The organism is Streptomyces flavofungini (assembly GCF_014650815.1).
Classification (GTDB): Bacteria; Actinomycetota; Actinomycetes; order Streptomycetales; family Streptomycetaceae; genus Streptomyces; species Streptomyces flavofungini.
On the sequence record NZ_BMVR01000005.1, the window covers coordinates 418,943 to 443,380 of the forward strand.

The following is a 24,438-nucleotide window of genomic DNA, read 5'->3' on the forward strand; positions in this document are numbered from 1 at the left end:
CCGAAGGAGCCCCATGCCCCGCACCCTCCCCACCACCGACGACCTCCGCACCCGGGCCCGCGCCGCCCTCGACCGCGTCGGCGTCACGCTCGACGAAGGCGCGGGCGGCGGCGGAACCGAACGCGAGGTCTGCCACGCGCGTACGCCCCTGACCGGCGAGCGCCTGTTCCCCGTGCCCGCCGCCACCCCGGCCGACGTCGAGGAAGCCGTCGCCGACGCGCACCGGGCCTTCCTCGACTGGCGCTCCACTCCGGCCCCGCGCCGGGGCGAACTGGTGCGCAGACTCGGCGAGTTGCTGCGCGAGCACCAGGAGGACCTCGCCGACCTCGTCACCGTCGAAGCGGGCAAGATCCGCTCCGAGGCGCTCGGGGAGGTCCAGGAGATGATCGACATCTGCGACTTCGCGGTCGGCCTCTCCCGGCAGCTGTACGGGCGCACCATCGCGTCCGAGCGGCCCGGGCACCGGCTCACCGAGACCTGGCACCCGCTGGGCGTCGTCGGCGTCGTCTCCGCGTTCAACTTCCCCTGTGCCGTCTGGTCCTGGAACACCGCCGTGGCCCTGGCCTGCGGCGACACCGTCGTCTGGAAGCCGTCCGAGCTGACCCCGCTGATCTCGCTGGCCTGCGCGCGGCTCCTGGAGCGGGCCGCCGAGGACGTCGGCGCCCCCGACGGCGTGCACCGCCTCGTCATCGGGGACCGGGCCGTCGGCGAACAGCTCGTCGACGACTCCCGGGTCGCGCTCGTCAGCGCCACCGGGTCCACCCGCATGGGGCGCGAGGTCGGGCCGCGCGTCGCCGCCCGGTTCGGCCGGACGCTGCTCGAACTCGGCGGCAACAACGCCGCCGTCGTCGCGCCCTCCGCCGACCTGGACCTCGCCGTGCAGGGCATCGTGTTCGCGGCGGCGGGCACGGCCGGGCAGCGCTGCACCACGCTGCGCCGCCTCATCGTGCACCGCGACATCGCGGACACGCTCGTGGCCCGGCTCACCGCCGCGTACGCCAAGCTGCCCGTCGGCGACCCCTTCGACGAGGCGACGCTGGTCGGGCCGCTGATCTCCACCGGCGCGCTCGACCGCATGCAGGAGGCGGTGGCCCGCGCGCAGGCCGAGGGCGGCAAGGTGCTCGCGGGTGGCGGCCGGAGGTTCGCGGACATCGCGCCCGACGCCGCGTACGTCGAGCCCGTCATCGTCCGCGTCGGCGCGCAGACCGGTGTCGTCCGCGAGGAGACCTTCGCGCCCGTCCTGTACGTCATGACGTACGAGACGCTGGCGGAGGCCATCGCCCTGCACAACGACGTGCCGCAGGGCCTGTCCTCCAGCATCTTCACCCGTGACCAGGCCGAGGCCGAGCTGTTCCTCTCCGCCGAGGGCTCCGACTGCGGCATCGCCAACGTCAACATCGGCACGAGCGGGGCGGAGATCGGCGGGGCGTTCGGCGGCGAGAAGGAGACCGGGGGCGGCCGGGAGTCGGGGTCCGACGCGTGGCGGGCCTACATGCGGTCGGCGACGAACACGGTCAACTACTCGGGGAGGCTCGCGCTGGCGCAGAACGTCAGCTTCCTGTGAGACGTGTGGTGCCCCTGAGGTCTCCGGCTTGCGAAATGCGCTGAATGTTCCCTACGCGGTGTACCGTCGCCCGGACACGGCCCCTGTCCGGGCGCGGCCCGTCAGGTCCCGGGTGTACGTGATCCCGGGGCGGCCGTCGAGCTCGGTCTCGCCCGCCGGGACGAAGCCGCAGCGGGCGAGGACGGCTTCGGAGCCGGGGTTGTCGAGGGTCGTCGAGGCGCGCAGGGACGTCAGGCCGTACTCGGTGGCCGCGAGGGCGCACACCTTCTCCACGGCGGACGTGGCGAGGCCCTGGCGGGCGGCCTTCTCGGCGATGCGGTAGCCGAGTTCGGCCGCGCCGTCCGCCACGTCCACGAGGTTGACCCGCCCGAAGATCTCGCCGTCGCCGCCCACGAGCACGTGGAAGTGGCAGGCCCCGGTCTCCTGCTCGGCCAGGAGTGCCGCGTGCCGTGCGTCGAACTCGGCGAAGTAGGCGTCGCCGCGGTCCGGTACCGACGCGGCGAAGTACGCGCGGTTCTCCCGTTCGAAGGCGAGCAGGGCCGGGGCGTGGTCGGGGCGCAGGCGCTGGAGTTCGGGCATGGGAGAACGGTACGGCGGGGCGGGGGCGTAACGGCAGGGCGATCGGCCTGAGTTGTTGAGTCTCTTGCGGGGATGGGGGTTTGTGGGATGGTTTGTCCCTCGGGCGGGCTGGGGTGTCCCGGGTGCGCGCTGGTTCCGCCCCGCGCGGGCTCGGACAGCCCTAGCCGCGTGGCTCCAGGTGGAACTTGAACGCCGCCGTCCCGGGATCCAGCGCCGTCACGCCGCCGTCGACCGTCAGGCTCGCGCCGTTCACGTACGACGCCGCCGGGGACAGCAGCCAGGAGATCGCCTCGGCCACCTCCTCGGGGCGGCCGGGGCGGGCCGCGGGGGTGAGGCGGGTGGCCTCGTCGTAGGCCGCGTCGACCGCTTCGGGGCCCTCGCCGAGGCCCGCGTCCTGGGCGAAGCGGCCCATCCGCCAGTCCGCCATCTCCGTACGCACCCAGCTCGGGCAGACCGAGTTGGCCCGCAGGCCGCGGGCTCCGTAGTCGACGGCGAGGGAGCGGGTGAGCTGGAGGAGGGCGGCCTTGGAGGTGGCGTACGCGGCGTTGCCGACGCCGTTGCGCAGGGCGGCGACGGACGCCACCGCGACCACGGAGCCGCGGGCTTCGAGGAGGTGCGGGAGCGCGGCGCGCAGGAGGAGGAAGGGGCCCGTGAGGTTGGTGGCCATGACGGTGGCCCAGTCCTCTGGGGTGATGTCGCCGACGGCTCCTGGGCGGCCGGTGCCCGCGTTCAGGACGAGGCCGTCGAGGCGGCCGTACGTCCGGGTGGTGACCGCGACGAGTTCCGCGACCGCGTCCGGGTCGGCGGCGTCGGAGGGGTGGGCGAGGGCGCCGGTCTCCTCGGCGATCAGGTGCAGCGGCTCGGGACGGCGGCCGGAGACGACCACGCGGTGCCCGGCGGCGCGCAACTGGCGGGCGGTGGCGGCGCCGATGCCCGTTCCGCCGCCGGTGACGATGACAACTCGGCTGTCCGTCATGGGTGTTCGGCCCTCCACGTCCCTCGGGTGCTGGTCGGGGGCGCGGTGGGCCCCGGCAGCCAGGGTCGCACGCGGATTTCCTGTACCGCGTGCGACCCTCCCGCCGCCCGCGCCCACCCCCGCCCGGCTGCCCGTGGGGGGGCGCAGTCGGGCGGGGCGGTCAGCTGTGGGACGGGCCGTCCAGGCGCCGGCCGACGCGCTCAGGGGCATCGGCCGACGCGGTTCGGGGGGGTGGGGGTCTTACGGATTCGGGGGGTCGTACGGATTCCGGGGCGGGGCGGGGCGGGGCGTCGGCGTCAGCGGATGAGGACGCTGACCCCGGCCGGGGAGTCCAGCTTCTGGCCCGACTCGACGACCGCGATGACCAGGCCGGTGCAGTTCGGCAGGGCGAAGACGGCGGCGGGCTCGTTCGTGCGGTTGGTGATCCGGAGCGGGCTGGCGGGGGCGGGGTAGCAGCCGCTGGGGTTCTCGTACGCCGTGTCGTCGAGGAAGAGCGTGCCGCTCGCGGCGACAGCCGAGCCGGGGGCGGCGAAGGCCAGCATTCCCGCCGTGACCAGGGAACCGAGGGTCGGCGCGATACGACGCATGGGCGTGCCTCCTGCCTGCCGGGCCGCTGTCCGCGCCCCTCATGAGTACTCAACGTACTGGATCACGCACGCAGCGTCACAGGCGTGCGGAGGCTCAAGATCCCAGGTGGATTGCGCCGTTCGCGCCGTCGGTGTGCTACGGTGCGATGAGCACGTGTGTACGCCCTCTCTGGGCGCCGGTGCTTCTCTTCCCCGATTCGGGTGTCGTTCCTCTGGTTGATCTCCGCCTCTGGTTGATCTCCTCGGCTCCACCCGTACCGGGCTCCTCGTACTTCACGGCTCGCTCGCGGCCCACGTTCCGTCGGCCGCGCAGCCGCCGCACCGCCCGCTGTCCCCGGCGTGAACTCGCCGCCGGGCCGGGCCCCTTCATTCGCATGTCCGCGAAAGGACCCACACTCATGACCAGCCAAATCCTCCACAGCGGTGTCCTGGACATCGCCCGCACCGGAACCGACCGCAACGGCAGCGCCCGCAAGGGCCCCGACCGCAGCGGCACCGACCCCGACAGCACCGGCCGCAGCGCCCCCAACGGGCACCTCCGCGTGGCCGGTTGCCTCCCCGGCCCGGCCGACCCGATCGTCCCGGCCGCCCTCATCCGCCGATTCGGCCTGCGCACCGGCGACTTCGTCGAGGGCACCTGCGGCGAGAAGCCGCGCGTGCTCACCGACGTCGCTCGCGTCAACGGCCGCGCGCCCCAAGCCCCCGGCGCCCGGCCGAAGTTCGCCGACCTCACCCCGCTGCACCCGCGCGAGCGGCTGCGCCTGGAGCTGCCGGGCGGCCCCGACAGCGTCGGCGGCACCCGCGGCTCCGTCGCGACCCGTGTCGTCGACCTCGTCGCGCCCGTCGGCAAGGGCCAGCGCGGCCTGATCGTCGCGCCGCCGCGCACCGGCAAGACCGTCCTGCTCCAGCAGCTCGCCGCCGCCGTCGCCGAGAACCACCCCGAGTGCCACCTCATGGTCGTCCTCCTCGACGAACGCCCCGAGGAAGTCACCGAGATGCGGCGCTCCGTACGCGGCGAAGTGCTCGCGTCCACCTTCGACAAGGCCCCGAAGACCCACATCGCCCTCGCCGAACTCGCCGTCGAACGCGCCAAGCGCCTCGTCGAGGAGGGCCGCGACGTCGTGATGCTCTTCGACTCGCTGACCCGCCTGTGCCGCGCCTACAACAACTCCGCCGCGTCCGGCGGCCGCACCCTCAGCGGCGGCGTCGACGCGGGCTCCGTCCAGGGCCCCAAGCGCCTCTTCGGCGCCGCCCGCCTCGCCGAGGAGGGCGGCTCCCTCACCATCCTCGCCACCGCCCTCGTCGAAACCGGCTCCCGCGCCGACGACTACTACTTCGAAGAACTCAAGTCCACCGGCAACATGGAACTCCGCCTCAACCGCGCCCTCGCCGACCGCCGCGTCTTCCCGGCCGTCGACGTCAAGCCTTCCGGCACACGCCGCGAGGAACTCCTCGTACCGGCGGCTGAGCTGGCCGCGGTACGGGGCCTGCGCCGCGCACTGGACCGCCGAGAAGGCCCGGACGGCGTGGAGGCCCTGCTCGGCCATCTGCGCAAGACGCCCAGCAACGCGGTGTTCCTACGCCAGGTCCGCGAGACGGTGCCGTCGGCGGCCGTGGCGGCGTGAGGCCCGGGGCGCACGAGGTGCGGAGCGCGGCGCGGTCACAGCTTCGAGAACCTGGCCCGCCAGGACCAGCCCATGTCGAGCACCGTGTCCCGCAGGTGGTTCTTCAGGTCCGCGGTGTCGTACTCGACCTTCTTCTTGATGCGGCGCTTTCCGTCTGGTCCGAGCTCTCTCGACCAGGAGACGGACGCCCACCGGAGCTGTCCTCGACCCGAGGTGTACACGCTGCGCGACATCGAGGTGGCCGGCAGCTGCCATTGGTAGTCGAGGGAGCGGACTTGGCACTCGTCCGGCATCAGGCGCATCCGCGTCTGCAGGACCGAGTCCTCTGTGGCCGAGTGGAAGTACTTGCGCCAGACAGGATCCGTGCAGTGCCAGTCCGCCACCAGGTCGGCGCCCTCCTCCGGGTCTCCGTCGCGCACGGTCCAGGGGGCGTCGGGTCCGTTGAGGTCGAGCAGCGCCTCGATGACCTCCTCCGGTGTGCAGGGCGGTGCGATGTCGTCGGGTGGATGCGTGACGCGTTCGAAGCGGCTGAAGATACCCATGGGAGCAACCTAGTTGGGCCGCACCGTGGCCACGATGTCCCGGAAGTCCTCCAGGACGTCGTCGTGCTGGGCCGTGGTGGCGGTCAGGATCAGCCGGACCACCATGCGGCGGGCCGGGGCGTGGACGTCAAGGAGGGACAGATACACCTGGGACTGCGTGAGCTCGCGGCGCACGCCGTTCACGACGGTCGTGAGGGCCAGTGTCTGCGTAAGGCCGGGGGCCGCGGCGGAGCCGATCTCGTGGCGGCTCGTGACGTCCAGCGACTCGGCGACCGCGCTCAGGTCTGCCACTGACTCGTCACCGAGCTCGGCCAGGGTCGCGGCGTCCGGCCGGTACGCGCTGTCGACGGTCACGTTGGCGGTGAAACCGTCGTCCGGATGCGCGTGGACCGCGACGAAGGCGGCGTCCGGGACGCCCACCAGTTCCGGGGGCGCCGCCTGCCAGCTCTCCGGGAGCCGCAGTTCAAGGGGCACGGGTATGGGGTGGCTGGACATGGAGTTCTCGCTTCCGTGGCGTGGGGGAGTGCGTGCGGGGCCGCCGCATCGGACCAGGCTCAGGGCCGCAGGCTGCGTAGCCCGTCCGTGACCCCGCCCGCGATGTCCTTGACCTTCCCGGCTCCGTCCCCGAGCGCTCCGGCCGCGTCCTTGGCGGTGTCCACCACCTTGCCCGGCTCCACCGTGAACTCCAGACCCAGGCCGAGACCGGCGGGCCCGAGGCCGACGCCACCCTTGACGCCAAGGTGGTACTTTCCGTCCTCGCCTCTGGAGATCAGCTTGCCCTCCACGCCGACGGCCTTCCAGTCCTCGTATGTGACGCCTACGCCGATGCCGCCGACGTCGGCACCCGCGGCGGCACCGTATTTCGCCCCGGCGAAGAGCTTTCCCCCAAACTCGAACCCTTGCGTGAGGTCCATCTTCGCGTCGCCCGAAGCCTCGGCCCCGGCGAACCCGGTCCCCCGGCCGTAGACGCCGAAGTTCCCAGCCTCCGCCCGCCCTTCGGCCATGCCTCGTACCCCGGCGGACGCTTCGCCGTTGAGGCTGACTCCGGTATCGCTGATGTCGAGGCCCCCCGTGACCCTGGCCCCGCCATAGACGTCCGCGATACCGGAGAACGTCCGGTGGCCGTCGGTCAGCTTTCCGTCCGCGGTCACGTGGAATCCGTCGGCCGCCAGCTTGAGCATGCCCTGCCTGCCGTAGCCCGGCCCGCTGAGCGCGTAGTCGGTGCCGGGCCCGGTGAGGACGACACCACCCTCGGCCTGCCACGAAGTGCCGTCCGACGAGGCACCGCCCGCGGGGGCGACGCAGGGCTTGTCCAGGTTCCCGTCGGCGTAGGGGTTGAAGCCGATGGCGCCGCCGCGCTTCGCGGGGTCGCCGCCCGCCGCGCGTGTCAGGGCGCGGCGCACGCTCTGGTCGGCGTCGTCCACGGCCCGTACCGCGTCGGCGATCCGCTCGGTCCACTCCTGCGCCGCGCTGCGGGCCTTGGCCGTCACGGCGGCGTAGTCGGGGTCGTTGTCGGCGCTGCCGTCCGGCGAGGGTTTGTCGAGGCCGACGTAGGTGGCTCTGCCCGAGCTGTCGACCTTGAAGTCCTTCGCCTCGGCGTCGCCGACCAGGTCCCGCAGGGACTTCTGCAGTCCGGTCAGCTTGATGTGCGCCTGCTTGAGGAGGCCGGCGAGGGCCAACGCCTCCTGTCGGGCTGCCGCGTACTCGAACCCGGTCGCCGTTGCCGTCTTCTGGTGGGCGCGGAAGGCCTCACCCTCCCACTTGCCGTTGGCCAGCGCCCTCGGCACCAACTTCTCGTAGTCGTCCTTGAGTTCGCCGAATCGGTCGCCCATCTTCCGCCAGGCGTCGGACACGTCCGACAGCGGCGAGAGATCGGCGGTCATCACGTCCTGATAGGTCAGTCCCACGGTCCGTTCCCCCCCCAGGACGTCACATGCGGTCGAACGCGCTGGCCGGGCGTCGCAGCACACCGATGCCCGCGACCTGAAAGCCGATGTCGGCGTCCGGGGAGTGCAGGGCGTTCTTCGCGCCGCGCAGCCCGTTCATCTCCTGGTGCAGACGTCCGAGCAGCGCCGAGGTCTGGCCCTGCCACACCGCCATGGCGTCGGAGAGCCCCTTGTACGTGGCCCAGCTCGACAGGCCGCCGCTCAGTCCCGTGTCGGGCTTCCCCATGCCGCCCTGCGGGGAGCCCGGACCGGCCAGTGGCGCGTGCACCTGGCCGCCGCCCTCGGCCATCCGTCCGGCGGCCTTCGTGTCCGGCAGCAGTCGGTTCTCCATGAACCGGACCGCGCGCTTCTTGTCCGTCGCCGAACTCGCCAGTGACGTCTCCCCGGCACCGCCCCACGCCGGATCCGTCTGGGCCAGTTGCATGCGCTGGGCCGTGTCGTTCTCAGAGCTCATGTGCACCCCCGTCGGCTGTGCACGCCTCCGCCTGGTCGTGGCTGTGTGAGAGACGTGCGTGTCCGGTGCCAGAGTAACTTCAATTCCCCTGTGCAAACTAGGGAGTTGGGTGAGAAGTATGTGCCAGGCGGCTTCTCGGCAGCCGATTCTCGGTGCGAGGGCTTCAGGAGCGGCTGACGAGGTCAGTCGGCCGTGCGCGTGATGTGCACCCGGTAATTCCCGTCCAGGTCCGCCCCCGCGACCGTGATGCGTACTCCCGACGCCCGGTCCGTGAAGGTTTCGCCGGGGGTGTAGGGGGCGTCCGAGAGTTCGGCGTGGACGTTGGGGGTGCGGGTGCAGCCGCCGCTGTCCCGGGTGGCGTCGGAGACCGTGACGGGGCCGTGGCCGGTGTCGACGTCGGCGTCCACGCGGTAGACGAGGACGCCGGGGCGGCAGACGGCTTCGTCGTTGCCGGCGCGGGTGCGGACCTCGACGGCGTAGCCGGTCTTCTTGGTGAGGGGGACGAAGGCGAGTTTCGTGCCGCCGTCGGCGGCGAGGGGGCTGAGGAGGTGTTCCGTGGTGCCGCGGGACGCGGCGCAGTTGACCTGGGTGTCGTCGAGCCAGCCGAGCTTCCACTTGTGCCAGGCCAGCAGGTCGTTGTTGGCGCCCCAGTCCTCGCTCATGATGTCCCAGTGGCCGACCGAGCCCCCGCCGTCCTGCGTGTACAGGTCGGGCAGGCCGAAGACGTGGCCGTTCTCGTGCGGGAGGACGCGGTAGCCGGTCTGGTCGTAGCTGCCGGAGCCGTCGTCCTGGCGGCTGTAGACGAAGGACGCGTTGGAGACCGGCACGCCGTCGGCGACGGGTGCCTCGTGGTTGCCCGCGAACGTCACCGACAGGACGGTGTCCAGGGCGGAGGGGCCCGCGTTCGGGGTGACGAGGATGTTCGCCAGGTCGTACGCCGAGAAGTCCACGTCCGGGTCGGCCGCCGCCACGATGTCGTCGACCAGCTCCCGGTAGCCGGGGTCGAAGGGGGCGCCGCGCTCTATCCCGTACTTCTTGAAGGGCTTGGGCATCCGCAGCCAGTCCTGGACGGGCGCCTCCGCGCGGTAGTCCACGCGGCCGTAGGAGCTGGTGCGGAACCAGTCCGTGGTCTGCGGGAAGAACTCCCCGAGCCGGTCGAGCGCGGAGCCCTCGCCGGGGGCGTCGGAGAAGTCGATCATCAGGTTCAGGGCCCGGACCGTGCCGGTGGAGCGGGCGTAGCCGGGGCCCGTGGGGATGCCCTCGGGCATCTGCACCCCGAGGGCCCCGCTGATCATGCACGGGCCGAGCGCGGTCGGCCGGGCCTGCGCCGTGGAGCCCGCGGCCGAGGGCGTCTCGGCCATCAGTCGCCCGGTGCTCGCCGACGCGGTGACCGCGAGGGCGAGAGCCGTGAGCCCGGCCAGCGCCGCCGTGCGCGGCGGGATCCGCCGGGCCGTGCGGGCCGCCCGGGTACGCGGGCGGGGGCGGGCTATGGGCTTCCGGGTCGGCTGCTGCATGCGTGAGCCCTCCACTCCGCGGCAGCCGCCGGTCCTGGCTGCACCCTGTTCGATCACCCTGTGCCGGGGTGTGCGCGGGCGCTCGCTGAGCGCGACCGATCGTGGGTTTCTGCCGGTGGGAGGGGGTGCGCGGGGCGGTCTCGCTGAGGGGTTGGGCCATTGGGAGGGGCGCGGGTGCGCGGGTGCGGGCGGTGGCTGGGGTGAGGGGGCTTACCAGGTCAGGGAGATGTGACGCGGGTCACATGCGAGGCGGGAAATAACCGGGGATCGTCTCCCCGTTTAGACGGGTGTCCGTGTGAAACGGGGATCCACTCCCCGGATCGCACACCTCAGTTCTCCCACCGGGAAAATCGTTGGACCCGCCACCGCGGACCCTGCGAGCCTGAGGCCTTTGACCGCTTAGGGGAGTGTTCGCCGTGGAAACCGCCACCGCCGCGCAGCGCCGTGTCACCCGTCCGCGGGCCGACGCCCTGCGCAACCGGGAGCGGATCGTCACCGCCGCCCGCGAGATGTTCGTCGAGCAGGGGCCCGACGTGCCGCTCGACGAGATCGCGCGCCGCGCGGGTGTCGGCAACGCCACGGTGTACCGCCACTTCCCCGACCGCGGCGAACTCGTGCACCACGTCGTCCTGTCGGTCACCGACCGCATCACGGCCCAGGCCGACGAGGCGACCGCGACCGCCGAGGCCGACCCCGAGGCCGCCTTCGAGGCGCTGCGGGTCTTCGTCCACGCCGCGGTGGACGAGCGCATCGGCGCCCTCTGTCCGATCCTCTCCGAGGCCATCGACCCCGACCATCCCGATCTGCACGCCGCCCGTGTCCGGCTCGAAGACGCCGTCGAAGGGCTGATGGCGCGAGGCCGCGCCGTCGGGCAGCTGCGTACCGACATCGCCGTCGGGGATCTGATGGTCGCCCTCTCCCAACTGACCAGGCCGCTGCCCGGCGCCGGCTGCCTGGTGGACTTCGATCAGTTCGTCCACCGCCATCTGCAGCTGTTCCTGGACGGCTTGATGGCGCCGGCGCGCTCCGAACTCCCGGGGCACGCCGCGACGTTGGAGGAGCTGCGCCGCGACCACGACCAGCGGCGGCAGCGGCAGCCGCGCATCAGCGAGGAGGGCCTGGGTCAAAAGTAGGACCCGACCTCACGACCAGAGGCCCATGCGCTCGCACGCCCATCGAGTGTCTCGTATCTCCCGTAATCACCTCTTTGTCTTCCTAGGTGGACCCACGCATGTCTCAATCACCCGTCACCTCACCCGCTCCCGACCCGATGCGCTGGAAGGCGCTCGCCTTCATCGCGATCGCGCAGCTCATGGTGGTGCTCGACGCGACCATCGTGAACATCGCGCTGCCGTCCGCCCAGGAGGACCTCGGCATATCCGAGGGCAACAAGCAGTGGGTCATCACTGCCTATGCCCTCGCCTTCGGTGGTCTGCTCCTGTTCGGCGGCCGCATATCCGACCTGTGGGGCCGTAAGCGCACCTTCGTGACCGGCCTCATCGGCTTCGCCGCGGCCTCCGCCCTCGGCGGCGCCGCGACCGGCGAGGCCATGATGCTCGGCGCCCGCGCCCTGCAGGGCCTGTTCGGCGCGCTGCTCGCGCCCGCCGCCCTCTCGCTGATCGCGGTGATGTTCACCGAGGCCAAGGAGCGCGCCAAGGCGTTCGGCATCTACGGTGCGATCGCCGGTGGCGGTGGCGCCGTCGGCCTGATCCTCGGCGGCTTCCTCACCGAGTACCTGAACTGGCGCTGGACGTTCTTCGTGAACATCCCGTTCGCGATCATCGCCGCCGCCGGTGCGTACTTCGTGGTCCGTGAGCCCTCCGAGGGCCGTAACCGCTCGCCGCTCGACATCCCCGGCGTGGTCCTGTCCACCCTCGGTCTGGTCGCGCTCGTCTACGGCTTCACACGCGCCGAGTCCGACGGCTGGACCGACGCCGTGACCATGACCATGTTCGTCGCCTCCGTCGTGCTGCTCGCCGCGTTCGTCGTCACCGAGTCCAAGGTCAAGTCGCCGCTGCTCCCGCTGCGCGTCCTGACCGAGCGCAACCGGGGCGGCGTCTACCTCTCCCTCGGCCTCGCGATCATCGCGATGTTCGGCCTGTTCCTGTTCCTCACGTACTACCTGCAGATCGTCAAGGGCTTCTCGCCGGTCAAGACCGGCTTCGCGTTCCTGCCGATGATCATCGGCATGATCGTGGGTTCGACGCAGATCGGCACCCGCCTGATGACCCGCGTCGCGCCGCGCCTGCTGATGGGTCCGGGCTTCCTGCTCGCCGCCGTCGGCATGCTGCTCCTGACCCAGCTGGAGGTCGACACCTCGTACGCCGGTCTGATCCTGCCCGCGCAGCTGATGCTGGGCCTCGGCATGGGTACGGCGTTCATGCCCGCCATGTCCCTGGCCACGCACGGTGTCGAGCCGCGTGACGCCGGTGTCGCCTCCGCGATGGTCAACACCTCGCAGCAGGTCGGCGGCGCCATCGGCACGGCCCTCCTGAACACCATCGCGGCCTCCGCGACCACCGCGTACCTCACCGACCACGCGGCCTCCGCCACCACCCCGGCGGCGCAGAAGCTGCTCGCCGCCCAGTCCATGGTGGAGGGCTACACCACCGCCATCTGGTGGGCGGTCGGCATCCTCGTGGTGGCGTCGGCGATCGCCTTCGTCCTGGTCAACACCGGTGCCGACGACGGCTCCTCGGCGGCGTCCGGCGACGGCGAGGGCGTCGAGGACGAGGTGCGGATCCCGGTGGTGGCGCACTGACGGCACCCGGATGACGGGGCGGGCCGCGAGGAGGACACCGGCTCCCTAGCGGAGCCAGGGCAGGTCCGCCCCCACGTCCTTCGGCTGGAGTCCCTCGGCGACGATCCTCATGATCTCGCCGAGGGACTTCTGCTGTTCCGGGCTGAGCCGGTCGAAGAGGGCCTGACGCACCGCGTGCACATGCCCCGGCGCGGTCTGGCGCAGCACCTCGAAGCCCTCGTCCGTGAGGATCGCGAACTGCCCGCGCTTGTCCGTCGCGCAGTCCTCGCGCCGCACCCAGCCGCTCTTCTCCAGGCGGGCGATCGCGTGTGAGAGCCGGGACCGGGTGATCTTCGAGCTCTTCGCCAGCTCGGTCATGCGCAGCCGCCGCCGCGGCGCCGCGGACAGCTGCACCAGCAGGCCGTAGTAGACGTGCGGCATGCCCGCGTCCCGCTGGAGCTGCCGGTCGAGGAAGTCCTCCAGGAGCGTGGAGGCGTGTATGTAGGCCAGCCAGGTGCGCTGTTCCCCGTCATCGAGCCAGCGCGGCTCGGCGGCATCCGCGGCGTCCGCTGTCGCGGTGCATGGCGTGTCCATGTATCCCACTGTACGAGGCCTTTCTGTGTCCCCCGGAGCGGTGTCCGCGCGGACGCGCCGACGGGACGGGCGAGCGGGCGCGCCACCCGCCGTGTGGGGCGGCGCGCCAACGCGTTCAGAGCGTGGGCGGGTTGAGCCGCACGGCCCGCAGCGCGGCGGCCCGCGCCGTGCGGTCGCCCACGTCCAGGGCGGTGTCCGCGAACTTGATCGTGTGGTCGTCGCCGTGCGCGGCGGCCCGCGCGAACACCTCGTCGAAGGTGCTGCGCCCGGCTTCCGCGTCCGCCTCGCGGTACGTCTGCGGGGCCGTCGGCGAGTAGGCCGCGACGACCGCCGCGCTCGCCGCCCAGGACGCCGCCAGGGAGGCGGGCCACAGCTCGCGGGGGAGCGCGGGCAGGGCGCGCAGGACGGCGTTGGGGGCGGTCGCGGCGTGCACGAGCATGATCGGCTCGCCGTGGCCGTGGGAGGCGAAGCGGTGCACGGCGGCGGTGACGAGGTCGGTGAGGAGGGCGCGGGCGGATTCCGGGTCCTCGCCGGGGTGGGGGCTCGCGTCGGCGGAGCCCGCGCCGGTGGGGCCGGTGCCGGTGGCGCCCGGGCCCGCGGGCCACGTCGGGACCGAGCTGACCTGGGCGACGCGGGCCGGGAACGAGCCGTCCCGCACGGGGATCAGCGCCACCGCGTCCAGGGCGGCCGCGGCGGTCGTGGACGGCGGTACGGCGACGGGGGTGCGGGCGGGCAGCGGGCTGTGCCGTGCGGCCCAGTAGCCGAGGCCGTGGGCCAGTTCGGCGACGCGGGGAGGGGTCTCGCCGCCGGGGCCGAGGAGGGTGCGTACGGCGTGACCGACGCGGATCACCGGGTGCGTGGAGCCGCCCGCGATGCCCGGCAGGAACACCGGCCACCAGGCGGCGAGCACCTCGCGCCAGGGCTTCTCGGCGAGGGCGCGCCCGAAGTACTCGATCCAGTCGGCGGCGCGGCGGGGGTCGCCCAGGGCGGCCCGCCAGTCGGCGTCCGTGACCGGGGTGCCGCGGGCGGGCATGTCCTCCAGCTTGGCGCGGTAGTAGTCGAGCCAGCGGTGCACGGAGCGGGCCTGGCCGCCCCGCACCAGGGCCTCGACGGCCATCGGGGCGTGGTTGGTGAGCCGCCCGAGCCGCTCGGGGCCACAGGCGTGCAGGCGCTGGAGGGCTTCGTCGAGGATGCCGCTGTCGCCGGTCGCGCCGGTGTCGGTGGTCCGGCCGGGGTGGCTGCTGCCGCTGGTGTCGGTCATGGGCGCACGCTAAGGCGCCGTCGCGCGCGGCCGTAACGGTCCGGGGGACTAGGCCCCTGGTCCGAGGGGCAGCTCGTACCAGGCCACGTCCCAGTACCGCTGAAACTTCCTGCCGACCTCCGCGTACGTACCGATGTGCCGGAATCCGAAGCGTTCGTGCAGCCGCACCGAGGCCTCGTTGGGCAGCGTGATGCCCGCGTACGCGCGGTGCAGGTCCTCGTCGGCGAGGGCGCCGAGCAGCGCCTCGTACAGGAGGGTGCCGATGCCCTGGCCGCCCGCGTCCGGGGCGAGGTAGACGCTGACCTCGACGGAGGTCGAGTACGCGGGCTTGGGGCGCAGGGCGCTGGAGGTCGCGTACCCGAGAATGCCGGGTTTGTCCCGCTGCGCAACCATCAGGCGGTGCGGGCCGTCTTCTGGGTGGGAGAGCAGCCAAGGGCGGCGCTCTTCCGGCAGGAAAGGGACCGTGTCGAATGTGACGGCGGTCTCACGTACGTAGTGGTTGTAGATGGCTGTCAGGGGTGCGAGATCGGCCTCGACTCCCGGCCTGACCTGCACCTCTGTACGTCCCGGTGGCAATGGGCCTCCTCACGTGGCCGCACAGGGTACTGCATGATCACAAAAAAGGACGGGCGGCTTGGGAATTCTGTCCGGATTCCAGTCGTTGTTTCCATCGGATGCAGAGCACCTGGGAAGGTGTGCCGTCCACCACAGGCCCGGCCCCCGGGCCCGGACCTTCAGGACCACCGGTCCCTGACGGACCGACCAGTGACAACCACGCAAGGGAGCACGCATGGCAACCCGTGCCGTCGCCCGTCGTAAGTCCGCCACCACCGGCAGGACCGACGCGGCACGCAGTGTTCGCGCCGTAGGCGGCGAGATCGCCGACCGCGACCTGGTCGGCATGTATCTCGACGAGATCGCACGCACCCCCCTGCTCGACGCCGCCAAGGAGGTCGAGCTGTCCCAGATCATCGAGGCAGGCGTCTATGCCCGGCAGATACTGGACGGTGTGGTGGGGCGCGGCACCGAGGAGGGCGATCTGGAAGCCTCCGCCGTGACCGCGTCGCGCGCGGAGCTCGAAGCCCTCGTCGCCGACGGCGACCGCGCCAAGGACGTCTTCATCCGCTCGAACCTCCGCCTGGTGGTGGCCGTGGCCCGGCGCTATCCGCGCAGCGGCCTGCCCCTCCTCGACCTCATCCAGGAGGGCAACGCGGGCCTGGTCCGCGCCGTCGAGAAGTTCGACTACGCCAAGGGCTTCAAGTTCTCCACGTACGCGACCTGGTGGATCCGCCAGGCCATCACCCGCTCCATAGCCGACCAGTCGCGCACCATCCGGCTGCCCGTGCACCTGGTGGAGGAGCTGGGCCGGATCCGGCGCGTGCAGCGCGAGTTCAACCGCGAGCACGGCCGCGAGCCGGAGCCCGCGGAGATCGCCGCCGAGCTGGCGTCCACGCCCGAGCGCGTGGTCGACGTGCTCGACTGGGCCCGCGACCCGGTCTCGCTGAACATGCCGGTGGACGACGAGGGCGACACCCAGTTCGGTGACCTCCTGGAGGACACCTCCGCCGTCTCCCCCGAGCAGTCCGTCCTCACGCTGCTGCGCAGCGAGGAGCTGGACGACCTCATCGGCCGCCTCGACCAGCGCACTGCCTCCATCATCAAGATGCGGTACGGCATCGTGGACGGCCGGGAGCGGACGCTGACGGAGGTCGGCAAGGAGCACGGGCTGACGCGCGAGCGCATCCGGCAGATCGAGAAGCACGCGCTGATGGAGCTGAAGAAGCTGGCCCGGGACACCGGGTTCGACGCGGCGGCCTGAGGCCGGCCGGGCGGGCAGGGGGGCTTCGTCCCCCCTGGGCCCCGGCTGTCGGCGGTCCGTTCCCGGTGGTGCCGGTTCCCGATATCGGCGCTTCGCACCTCGTCCTCAATCGCCGGACGGGCTGGGTCGGCCCCCGGACGGGCTGGATCAGTCGCTGGCTGCCGCGCTGAGGCGGCGGCCCAACTCGCGTACGCGGTCGCGTAGTTCCTCGGGGCCGTGCGCGACGAAATCGCACTCCACCCAGATGAGCCGCGCCGCCACCCACTCCACGGGTTCGGTCACCGTCGCCCGCAGGCGGCAGCGGTCGGGGGCGACGGCGACCAACTCGCCGAGGGACGCGGGGAGGCGGCCGCCGACCTTGTCCGCCGAGGCGTGGAACTCCACATCGACCTCGTACGCGGCGGACTCCTGCCGCCGTGCGAGGACACTGCGCCGTACGTACGCGTCCGCGCTCCCGCCCGGCAGCATCCGCTCGGCGAACCGCACCCCCGTCGCGAACGGATCCGACACCCGGTCCACCCGGAACGTCCGCCAGTCCTGCCGCTCCAGGTCGTACGCGACCAGATACCAGCGCCGCCCCGTCGACACGAGCCGGTGCGGCTCGGTCAGGCGCCGCGACGGCGTCCCGTCCTTCGCCTCGTACGCGAACCGCAACTGCTCGTGCGCGGCCGTCGCCGACGCCATCACCGTCAGCGTCTCCGGCGCGATCCGCACACCGTCCCCGGTGGCCAGCGACATCGTCGCGGCGCCGAGCGCGGACACCCGGTGCCGAAGCCGCGACGGCAGCACCTGCTCCAGCTTGGCAAGGGCCCGCACCGACGCCTCCTCGACGCCGTCCACGGCGTGCCCGGCCCCGGCCCGCAGGCCCACCGCGATGGCCACCGCCTCCTCGTCGTCGAGGACGAGCGGCGGCATCGCCTTCCCCGCGACCAGGCGGTAGCCCCCGCTCGCGCCCTGCGTCGCCTGCACCGGATAACCCAGCTCCCGCAGCCGGTCGACGTCCCGCCGCACCGTGCGCCGGCTGACGCTCAGCCGGTCGGCCAGCTCACCGCCCGGCCACTCGCGCGGCGTCTGCAGCAAGGAGAGGAGCTGGAGCAGCCGTGCCGGTGTGTCCGTACTCATGAAGGGCCTCCCGCGACCGTGGTGCCGAACCCGAATCTGCGCCGAACCGGGCCGCGTCCGGGCCTGACCCCGATCCCGTACCCGATCTCGAACCTGATCCCAGGATCCCGCATATCTAGGACATGACCTGACCTATATGACCCCTAGCCTTACGGCATGACTTCTTCCAGCAGCACCTCTACGTCACCGGGGCTCCAGCCCACGACAGCGGGGTCCCCGACGGACCGGCGCCGCTGGTTCGCCCTCGCGATCGTCATGACGGCCGCGTTCATGGACCTGGTGGACGTGACGATCGTGAACATCGCGATCCCGGCCATCCAGCGGGACGAGGGCGCCTCGTTCAGCCACATCCAGTGGATCACCGCCGGGTACGCGCTCGCGCTCGGCGCGGGCCTGATCACCGGCGGGCGGCTCGGCGACATCTACGGCCGCAAGAAGATATTCCTCATCGGCATCACCGGCTTCACCGTCGCCTCCGCGCTCTGCGGCTTCGCCGCCAACCCGGACATGCTGGTGGCGTCCCGCATCCTGCAGGGCGGAATGGCCGCGCTGATGGTGCCGCAGGTCCTCTCGATCGTGCACGCCACCTTCCCGGCGCACGAGCGCGGCAAGGTCTTCGGCATGTTCGGCATGGTCGTCGGCCTCGGCGCGGTCTCCGGGCCGCTGCTCGGCGCGCTCCTGACGGAGTGGAACCTCTTCGGCCTCGAATGGCGCCCGATCTTCCTCATCAACCTGCCCGTCGGCATCGCGGGCCTGCTCCTCGGCCGCAAGTTCATCGAGGAGTCCAAGGCGCCCAAGGCCCTCAAGCTGGACCTGGTCGGCGTCGTCCTGGTCACGGCGGGCGCGCTCATGCTGCTCTACCCGCTGACGCGCGGCCGTGAGCTGGACTGGCCGGTCTGGGGGTACGTGATGATGGCGGGTGCGCTCGTCGTCTTCGGCGCCCTCGTGGCGTACGAGAAGCGCAAGACCGCGAAGGACGGTTCGCCGCTCATCGAGCTCTCGCTGTTCAAGGTGAAGAGCTTCGCCGGAGGCATCGCCGTGCAGACCGTGTTCGGCGTCACGCTCGGCATCTTCTTCCTGGTCTGGACGATGTACATGCAGGTCGGCCTCGGCTGGAGCGCGCTGCGCGCCGGTGTCACGGGAGTGCCCTTCTCCATCGCGGTGTCCGTCGCGGCCGGGCTCTCCGTGCAGCAACTGGTGCCGAGGTTCGGCCGCAAGGTCCTTCAGGCGGGCGCGCTGACCATGGCCGCGGGTGTCCTCATCTACATCTGGGAGGCCGACCGGTACGGCAGCGGCATCGCGTCCTGGCAGATGGCGCTTCCGCTGGTCGTCATGGGCCTCGGCATGGGCCTGATCGTGGCGCCCCTGACGGACGCGATCCTCTCCGAGGTGCCGCGCGAGCACGCCGGTTCGGCGTCCGGCCTCCTCAACACCGTCCAGCAGATGGGCAACGCGTTCGGCCTCGGCCTGGTGTCCGTCGTCTTCTACGGCGTCATCGACGAGAAGGTCACTCCGGACCGGATCCCGGCCGAGTTCGTCAACGGCTTCCAGCACGCGCTGTGGTGGGTCGCCGCGGTCCTCATCGCCATGTTCTTGCTGATGCTGACCCTCCCGAAGCGGCCGAAGCAGCACATCGAGGGCGCGGACTCGTCCGACGATGACGACTCGGCGGCCATGGTGGTGTCGAAGGAGCAGGAGCCCCGCGAGGCGGTTCTGACCCCCTGACCCCTCGCCGCTGCGCAGCACCGAGCCCCACCCGCCTCCTTGGCGGGTGGGGCTCTGTCGTGCGCGGCCCCGGCCGCCGCCCGGTCGGGCCGCCGTCCGGTCGTGCTGCCGTCCCAGGGGCGAAGCCCGAATGTGCCCGCTGAATGTCCGTTCACATTTACTTCAAGGGGTCTGGGTCGTACGATCCAAGGGAACCCACACAATCGGGCAAAAGCAGGAGGCCCCCAGCCATGTACGGTCCAGAACGCCAACAGGAAATCCTGCGGCTCGCCCGAGAGGGAGGCCGCGTGGACGTCCTCTCCCTCGCCACCGAGTTCCAGGTGACCGCGGAAACCATCCGCCGCGACCTGAAGGCCCTGGACCGCGCGGGCCTGCTCCGCCGCGTGCACGGCGGCGCCATCCCGGCCGGCCGCCTGGACTTCGAACCGGACCTCGCGGAACGCGAGAGCACGGCAGCGGACGAGAAGGACCGCATCGCCCGAGCGGCCCTCGCCGAACTCCCCACCGAGGGCAGCGTCATCCTCGACGCGGGCTCCACGGTGGCCCGCCTGGCCGCGGCCCTGCCGCTGGAGGCGGAGCTGACGGCGGTCACCCACAGCCTCCCGACGGCGGCCCGCCTGGCCGACCACCCGGGCCTCCAGCTCCACCTGGTGGGCGGCCGGGTAAGACACCGCACGCGCGCGGCCGTGGACGCCTGGTCCCTGCGCGCCTACGGCGAGATCCGCGCGGACGTCCTCTTCCTCGCCGCCAACGGCTTCTCCGTCGAGCACGGCCTGACCACCCCCGACCTGGCCGAGGCGGCCGTGAAGCGCGCCGCCGTCGCCGCGGCCCGCCGGGTGGTCCTGCTGGCCGACTCGGCCAAGCACGGCCAGGAGCACTTCGCCCGCTTCGGCGACCTCGCGGACGTGGACGTGCTGATCACGGACACGGGCCTGTCGCCGGCCGACGCGGCCGCGATCGAGAAGGCGGGCACGGAGGTGGTACGCGCATGAGGCCCTCCGACTCGGCACCATCGCCCGCAGCGGAAGGCCCCACCTCCGCAGCCGCGCCAGGCCCTGCCTCCGTAGCCGCGCCAGGCCCTGCCTCCGTAGCCGCGCCAGGCCCTGCCTCCGTAGCCGCGCCAGGCCCTGCCTCCGTAGCCGCGCCAGGCCCTGCCTCCGTAGCCGCGCCCGGCCCTGCCTCCGTAGCCGCGCCCGGCCCTGCCTCCGTAGCCGCACCCGGCCCTGCCTCCGTAGCCGCGCCCGGCCCTGCCTCCGTAGCCGTACCAGGCCCTGCCTCCGTAGCCGCGCCCGGCCCTGCCTCCGTAGCCGCACCCGGCCCCACCTCCGCAGCCGCGCCAGGCCCCACCTCCGCAGCCGCACCCGGCCCTGCCTCCGCAGCCGTACCCGGCCCCGCCCCCGCAGCCGTACCCGGCCCCGCCCCCGCAGCAGCTCAAGGCTCCGTCTCCGCAGCCGCACCCGGCCCCGCAGCCGCACCCGGCCCCGCAGCCGCACCCGGCCCCGCAGCCGCACCCGGCCCCGTAGCCGCGCCAGGCCCCGCCCCCGGCGCCACCCCCCAAGCACCCGAAGGCACCACCCGCATGATCCTCACCATCACCCCCAACCCCTCCCTCGACCGCACCTACGAGGTCCCCGCCCTCGACCGGGGCGAGGTCATCCGCGCCACCGGCGAACGCATGGACCCCGGCGGCAAGGGCGTGAACGTCTCCCGCGCGGTCGCCGCCGCAGGCGTCCGCACCCTCGCCGTCCTCCCCCTCGGCGGCGCCCCCGGTGCCCTCGTCGCCACGCTCCTCGACGAGCAGGGCATCGAGGTCGCCCCCGTCCCCGTATCGGGCCAGACCCGCTCGAACATCTCCGTCGCCGAACCCGACGGCACCCTCACCAAGATCAACGCCCCCGGCCCCGAACTCACCCCGGCCGAGCGCGCCACGCTGCTCGACGCCGTCGGCACCCACTCCGCGCACGCCGACTGGATCGCCTGCTGCGGCAGCCTCCCGCGCGGCCTCGCCCCCTCCTGGTACGCCGACCTGGTCGCCCGATGCCACGCCGCCGGCGCCCGGATCGCCCTCGACACCTCAGGACCGGCCCTCCTCGCCGCCCTCGCCGAACGCCCCGACGTCGTCAAGCCCAACGCCGAGGAGCTCGCCGGAGCCGTCGGCCGCCCTCTCGCCACGGTCGGCGACGCCGTGAAGGCCGCCGAGGAACTGCGCGAGCTGGGCGCCCGCGCGGTCCTCGCCAGCCTCGGCGCGGACGGCCAGCTCCTCGTCGACGACTCCGGTACGTACTTCGGCTCCGCCCAGGTCGATGCCGTACGCAGCAACGTCGGCGCGGGCGACAGCTCCCTGGCCGGTTTCCTGATCGCGGGCGGTACCGGCCCCGCCGCCCTCGCCTCGGCCGTCGCCCACGGCGCCGCCGCCGTCCAACTCCCCGGCAGCGCGATGCCCACCCCGTCGGACCTGACCCCGGAGACGGTCACCGTCACCCGGGAAATCCCCCTGGACCGCCCCTTGACGGAACCGGCCGCGTAACCCCGTCCACCGCACACCCCCCCGTCCCCACGCCCCACCCTCGTCACCACCCCCGTCCCCCCATCCTCACCCCGCCCTCACCCCTTCCCCATCCCGAGGGATACGCGTGCGAAGGAGCCCGCGATGAGCAGTGAAATGATCACCGCCGACCTGGTCGACCTCGACCTCGACCGATCCGCCGACACCAAGGAGGCGGCGGCCCGCGCCCTCGCCACGCGCATGGTGACCCTCGGCCGCGTGACCGACCTCGACGGGTTCCTCGCCGATGTGGCGGCCCGCGAGGCCCAGATGCCGACCGGCCTCGACGGCGGCATCGGCATCCCGCACTGCCGCAGCGTCCACGTGACGGAACCCACCCTGGCGTTCGGCCGCTCGACCACCGGCATCGACTTCGGCGCCCCCGACGGCCCGGCGGACCTGATCTTCCTCATCGCGGCCCCCGCAGGCGCAGACGACGCCCACCTGACCATCCTGTCGTCACTGGCCCGCCAGTTGATGGACCCGGACTTCACCGCCGCGCTGCGGGCCGTCCCCGACGCGGAGTCGGCAGCAGCCCTGATCCGCGGCGACGAAGCCACCCCCGACGCGGCGCCCACCGCGGCCGACGGCACCCCCGCTGCTCCCGTTCCCGCTGTGGGCACAGCCCCCGGTTCCGGCTCACTGGACTCCCACGCGGAGAAGTCGCCCCCGGCCCCGGCCCGGCCGTTCCGGATGGTCGCGGTCACCTCCTGCCCCACGGGCATCGCCCATACCTACATGGCAGCAGAGTCCCTGGAGAACGCGGCCCGCGCTGAGGGCGTGGAGCTGACCGTGGAAACCCAGGGCTCCGCAGGCTTCACCCGCCTCGCCCCCGAGGCAATCGAAGCCGCCGACGCAGTCGTCTTCGCCCACGACGTCCCCGTGCGGGACAAGGACCGCTTCGCGGGCAAGCCCACCGTCGACGTAGGCGTGAAGGCAGCCATCAACCGCCCCGCGGAACTCCTCGCCGAGGCAAGGCGAAAGGCGGCCCGAGGCGAGGTGACGACCCCCACCGCCCCGACCCCCGTCGACAACGCGGGCGACAGCACCGACAGTTACGGTACAAAGCTACGCAAGTGGCTGATGTCGGGTGTCAGCTACATGGTCCCCTTCGTGGCGGCCGGTGGCCTCCTCATAGCCCTGGGCTTCGCCATCGGCGGCTGGAAGATCGACAAGGCCCCATCCGTGGCGGACCACTTCATCTGGACGGACCACACCAGCTGGGCGGCCCTCCTCTTCCAGATCGGCGGCCTCGCCTTCGCCTTCCTGGTCCCGGTCCTGGCGGGCTACATCGCGTACGGCATGGCCGACCGCCCGGGCCTCGTACCGGGATTCGTAGGCGGCTCGGTGGCCGTCACGATCGACGCGGGCTTCCTCGGCGGCCTGGCCGCGGGCCTGCTCGCGGGCGCGGTGGTCCTGGGGATCCAACGGGTCCGCATCCCGACGGTGCTGCGCGGCATCATGCCGGTGGTGGTGATCCCGCTGATCTCCGCGGCGGTCGTCGGCTTCCTGATGTTCCTCGTCGTGGGCAAGCCCATCGCCTCGCTGCAGCGCGCGCTGACGGACTGGCTGGAGGGCCTGAGCGGCGCGAACGCGATCGTCCTCGGCATCGTCCTCGGCCTGATGATGTGCTTCGACCTCGGCGGCCCGCTCAACAAGGTGGCGTACGCCTTCGCGGTGGGCGGCCTCACCCACCCGACGGACGGCTCGCTGAAGGTGATGGCCGCGGTGATGGCGGCGGGCATGGTCCCGCCCCTCGCGATGGCTCTCGCGACCACCGTACGAGGGCGGCTCTTCACCAGGACCGAGCGGGAGAACGGCAAGGCGGCCTGGTTCCTCGGCGCCTCCTTCATCACGGAGGGCGCGATTCCGTTCGCCGCCGCCGACCCGCTGCGGGTCATCCCCGCGTCGATGGCGGGCGGCGCGGTCACCGGTGCCCTGTCGATGGCGTTCGGCTGCACGCTGCGCGCCCCGCACGGCGGCGTCTTCGTGGTCCCGCTGATCGGGCAGCCGCTGCTGTACCTGGTCGCGATCGCCGCGGGCATCTGTGTGTCGACCGTGGTGGTCGTCCTCCTGAAGGGGGCGCGCCGGACGGCGGACCCGGCCGGTGACGGCGGCACGGTGGCTGCGGCGGCGGACGAGGCCCGGGTGCCGGTGGCCGCCTGAGCTGGCGCGGCGCGAGCGGGGTGTGAGCGGGGTGTGAAGGGCCTGTCCGTATCGGCGGGCCCTTCACACGTTCCCGTACGCCCCACGCGTGGGCATACTGCTGGTACTGCGGTTCGAACCCGGGTACGGGCACCTGGCGGGGGCCAATGTGAGCCACCTTCAGCAGAGTCACCTCAAAGGCCTGCTCGACATGGTCGGCCAACTCACCGAGCAGGCACAGGCCGGACTGGCGACCGACACCGAGGCGGCGCGCGTCTTCCTCGCGGTCTACTCCGGCTTCCTCATCGAGACCGGCACGGGCATCCGCTGGATCCTGGAACCGAACCTGATCGAGCACGCCACCGACGTCATCCGGCACAGCGCCCCCGACGCCGGTCCGGCCTGCGCGGACCTGGCCGCCCGGCTCCTCGCCACCCTGTGGGCGAGCTGCGTCCTCGCGGGCGTCGACACCGAGGACTGGGCCCGTGAGGCACCCGAACTGCCCGCGATCTGTGTCCGGATGGCGGGTTTCCTCTCCGGAGAGCGGGAAGCCTCCCCGGAGAACCGGGACGAAGACGTGGGTGGCAACTGACGGTTCGGTACGAGGTGCACGAGGTGACTGACAAGTGCGAGATGCGTCACTTCAGGACCAAAGGCCCATTAACGCCTCTGTTGTAGATCCGGCCGCTGTTGTCTACTG

Annotated in this window: 22 protein-coding genes; 10 read left to right on the forward strand and 12 right to left on the reverse strand. The window is 72.4% G+C overall.

Going from position 1 to position 24,438, the window contains the following annotated elements:
- Positions 1-13: 13 nt before the first annotated feature.
- Positions 14-1,564: an L-piperidine-6-carboxylate dehydrogenase gene (amaB, locus tag IE274_RS15290; RefSeq protein WP_190116263.1), complete on the forward strand. Its 1,551-nt coding sequence runs from the start codon at positions 14-16 to the stop codon at positions 1,562-1,564.
- A gap of 51 nt (positions 1,565-1,615) precedes the next feature.
- On the opposite strand, the gene IE274_RS15295 is transcribed toward amaB, so the two are convergent.
- From IE274_RS15295 to IE274_RS15305, 3 genes are all read right to left on the reverse strand, one after another.
- Positions 1,616-2,143 carry a GNAT family N-acetyltransferase gene (locus tag IE274_RS15295; RefSeq protein ID WP_190116264.1) on the reverse strand — a complete coding sequence of 176 codons (528 nt, stop codon included), beginning with the start codon at positions 2,141-2,143 and terminating at the stop codon, positions 1,616-1,618.
- A gap of 160 nt (positions 2,144-2,303) precedes the next feature.
- The gene (locus IE274_RS15300) at positions 2,304-3,119 is read right to left on the reverse strand and encodes an SDR family NAD(P)-dependent oxidoreductase (RefSeq protein ID WP_190116265.1); all 816 of its coding nucleotides are present in this window, start codon (positions 3,117-3,119) and stop codon (positions 2,304-2,306) included.
- Between the two features lie 296 nt (positions 3,120-3,415).
- Positions 3,416-3,706, reverse strand: coding sequence for a hypothetical protein (locus tag IE274_RS15305; RefSeq protein ID WP_190116266.1), 291 nt, complete (start codon positions 3,704-3,706; stop codon positions 3,416-3,418).
- A 398-nt stretch (positions 3,707-4,104) separates the two neighbouring features.
- Here IE274_RS15305 and rho point away from each other — a divergent pair, with 398 nt between their 5' ends.
- Positions 4,105-5,331 (forward strand): transcription termination factor Rho, encoded by a 1,227-nt coding sequence (gene rho / locus IE274_RS15310; RefSeq protein ID WP_190116267.1) that lies wholly within the window; start codon positions 4,105-4,107, stop codon positions 5,329-5,331.
- Positions 5,332-5,366: 35 nt separating this feature from the next.
- Here the strand turns inward: rho and IE274_RS15315 are convergent, their stop codons facing one another.
- The 5 genes from IE274_RS15315 to IE274_RS15335 all read right to left on the reverse strand — a co-directional run bounded on the left by IE274_RS15315 (position 5,367) and on the right by IE274_RS15335 (position 9,787).
- On the reverse strand, positions 5,367-5,873 hold the full coding sequence (locus IE274_RS15315) for a hypothetical protein (RefSeq protein WP_190116268.1): 507 nt from the start codon (positions 5,871-5,873) through the stop codon (positions 5,367-5,369).
- A 9-nt stretch (positions 5,874-5,882) separates the two neighbouring features.
- Positions 5,883-6,368, reverse strand: a complete 486-nt coding sequence (locus tag IE274_RS15320) for a hypothetical protein (RefSeq protein ID WP_190116269.1) — start codon at positions 6,366-6,368, stop codon at positions 5,883-5,885.
- Between the two features lie 59 nt (positions 6,369-6,427).
- Positions 6,428-7,780, reverse strand: coding sequence for a hypothetical protein (locus IE274_RS15325; RefSeq protein WP_190116270.1), 1,353 nt, complete (start codon positions 7,778-7,780; stop codon positions 6,428-6,430).
- A 22-nt stretch (positions 7,781-7,802) separates the two neighbouring features.
- Positions 7,803-8,273 (reverse strand): hypothetical protein, encoded by a 471-nt coding sequence (locus IE274_RS15330; RefSeq protein WP_190116271.1) that lies wholly within the window; start codon positions 8,271-8,273, stop codon positions 7,803-7,805.
- Positions 8,274-8,455: 182 nt separating this feature from the next.
- Positions 8,456-9,787 carry a M6 family metalloprotease domain-containing protein gene (locus IE274_RS15335; RefSeq protein ID WP_190116272.1) on the reverse strand — a complete coding sequence of 444 codons (1,332 nt, stop codon included), beginning with the start codon at positions 9,785-9,787 and terminating at the stop codon, positions 8,456-8,458.
- Positions 9,788-10,203: 416 nt separating this feature from the next.
- On the opposite strand from IE274_RS15335, the gene IE274_RS15340 reads away from it, so the two are divergent.
- Positions 10,204-10,920: a TetR/AcrR family transcriptional regulator gene (locus IE274_RS15340; RefSeq protein ID WP_190116273.1), complete on the forward strand. Its 717-nt coding sequence runs from the start codon at positions 10,204-10,206 to the stop codon at positions 10,918-10,920.
- 98 nt (positions 10,921-11,018) lie between these two features.
- Entirely contained in the window at positions 11,019-12,548 is a 1,530-nt protein-coding gene (locus tag IE274_RS15345) for an MFS transporter (protein WP_190116274.1), read from the forward strand.
- A gap of 45 nt (positions 12,549-12,593) precedes the next feature.
- Here IE274_RS15345 and IE274_RS15350 read toward each other — a convergent pair whose 3' ends face one another.
- The 3 genes from IE274_RS15350 to IE274_RS15360 form a co-directional block, all read right to left on the reverse strand.
- The gene (locus IE274_RS15350; protein WP_190116275.1) at positions 12,594-13,121 is read right to left on the reverse strand and encodes a MarR family winged helix-turn-helix transcriptional regulator; all 528 of its coding nucleotides are present in this window, start codon (positions 13,119-13,121) and stop codon (positions 12,594-12,596) included.
- A gap of 115 nt (positions 13,122-13,236) precedes the next feature.
- Positions 13,237-14,382: a questin oxidase family protein gene (locus tag IE274_RS15355; protein WP_190116276.1), complete on the reverse strand. Its 1,146-nt coding sequence runs from the start codon at positions 14,380-14,382 to the stop codon at positions 13,237-13,239.
- A 48-nt stretch (positions 14,383-14,430) separates the two neighbouring features.
- On the reverse strand, positions 14,431-14,958 hold the full coding sequence (locus IE274_RS15360) for a GNAT family N-acetyltransferase (RefSeq protein ID WP_190116277.1): 528 nt from the start codon (positions 14,956-14,958) through the stop codon (positions 14,431-14,433).
- Between the two features lie 214 nt (positions 14,959-15,172).
- Here IE274_RS15360 and IE274_RS15365 point away from each other — a divergent pair, with 214 nt between their 5' ends.
- Positions 15,173-16,201, forward strand: a complete 1,029-nt coding sequence (locus IE274_RS15365; protein WP_190116278.1) for a sigma-70 family RNA polymerase sigma factor — start codon at positions 15,173-15,175, stop codon at positions 16,199-16,201.
- A gap of 147 nt (positions 16,202-16,348) precedes the next feature.
- On the opposite strand, the gene IE274_RS15370 is transcribed toward IE274_RS15365, so the two are convergent.
- Complete coding sequence (locus IE274_RS15370; RefSeq protein WP_190116279.1) at positions 16,349-17,323, reverse strand: helix-turn-helix transcriptional regulator; 975 nt, start codon at positions 17,321-17,323, stop codon at positions 16,349-16,351.
- 156 nt (positions 17,324-17,479) lie between these two features.
- Here IE274_RS15370 and IE274_RS15375 point away from each other — a divergent pair, with 156 nt between their 5' ends.
- From IE274_RS15375 to IE274_RS15395, 5 genes are all read left to right on the forward strand, one after another.
- Positions 17,480-19,048, forward strand: a complete 1,569-nt coding sequence (locus IE274_RS15375; protein WP_229909558.1) for an MFS transporter — start codon at positions 17,480-17,482, stop codon at positions 19,046-19,048.
- A 230-nt stretch (positions 19,049-19,278) separates the two neighbouring features.
- Positions 19,279-20,040: a DeoR/GlpR family DNA-binding transcription regulator gene (locus IE274_RS15380; RefSeq protein WP_190116280.1), complete on the forward strand. Its 762-nt coding sequence runs from the start codon at positions 19,279-19,281 to the stop codon at positions 20,038-20,040.
- A gap of 587 nt (positions 20,041-20,627) precedes the next feature.
- Positions 20,628-21,575 carry a 1-phosphofructokinase gene (gene pfkB / locus IE274_RS15385; RefSeq protein ID WP_190116281.1) on the forward strand — a complete coding sequence of 316 codons (948 nt, stop codon included), beginning with the start codon at positions 20,628-20,630 and terminating at the stop codon, positions 21,573-21,575.
- A 123-nt stretch (positions 21,576-21,698) separates the two neighbouring features.
- Positions 21,699-23,759, forward strand: coding sequence for a PTS fructose transporter subunit IIABC (locus tag IE274_RS15390; RefSeq protein ID WP_190116282.1), 2,061 nt, complete (start codon positions 21,699-21,701; stop codon positions 23,757-23,759).
- Positions 23,760-23,847: 88 nt separating this feature from the next.
- Positions 23,848-24,330 (forward strand): hypothetical protein, encoded by a 483-nt coding sequence (locus IE274_RS15395; protein WP_190116283.1) that lies wholly within the window; start codon positions 23,848-23,850, stop codon positions 24,328-24,330.
- The last annotated feature ends 108 nt before the right edge of the window (positions 24,331-24,438 follow it).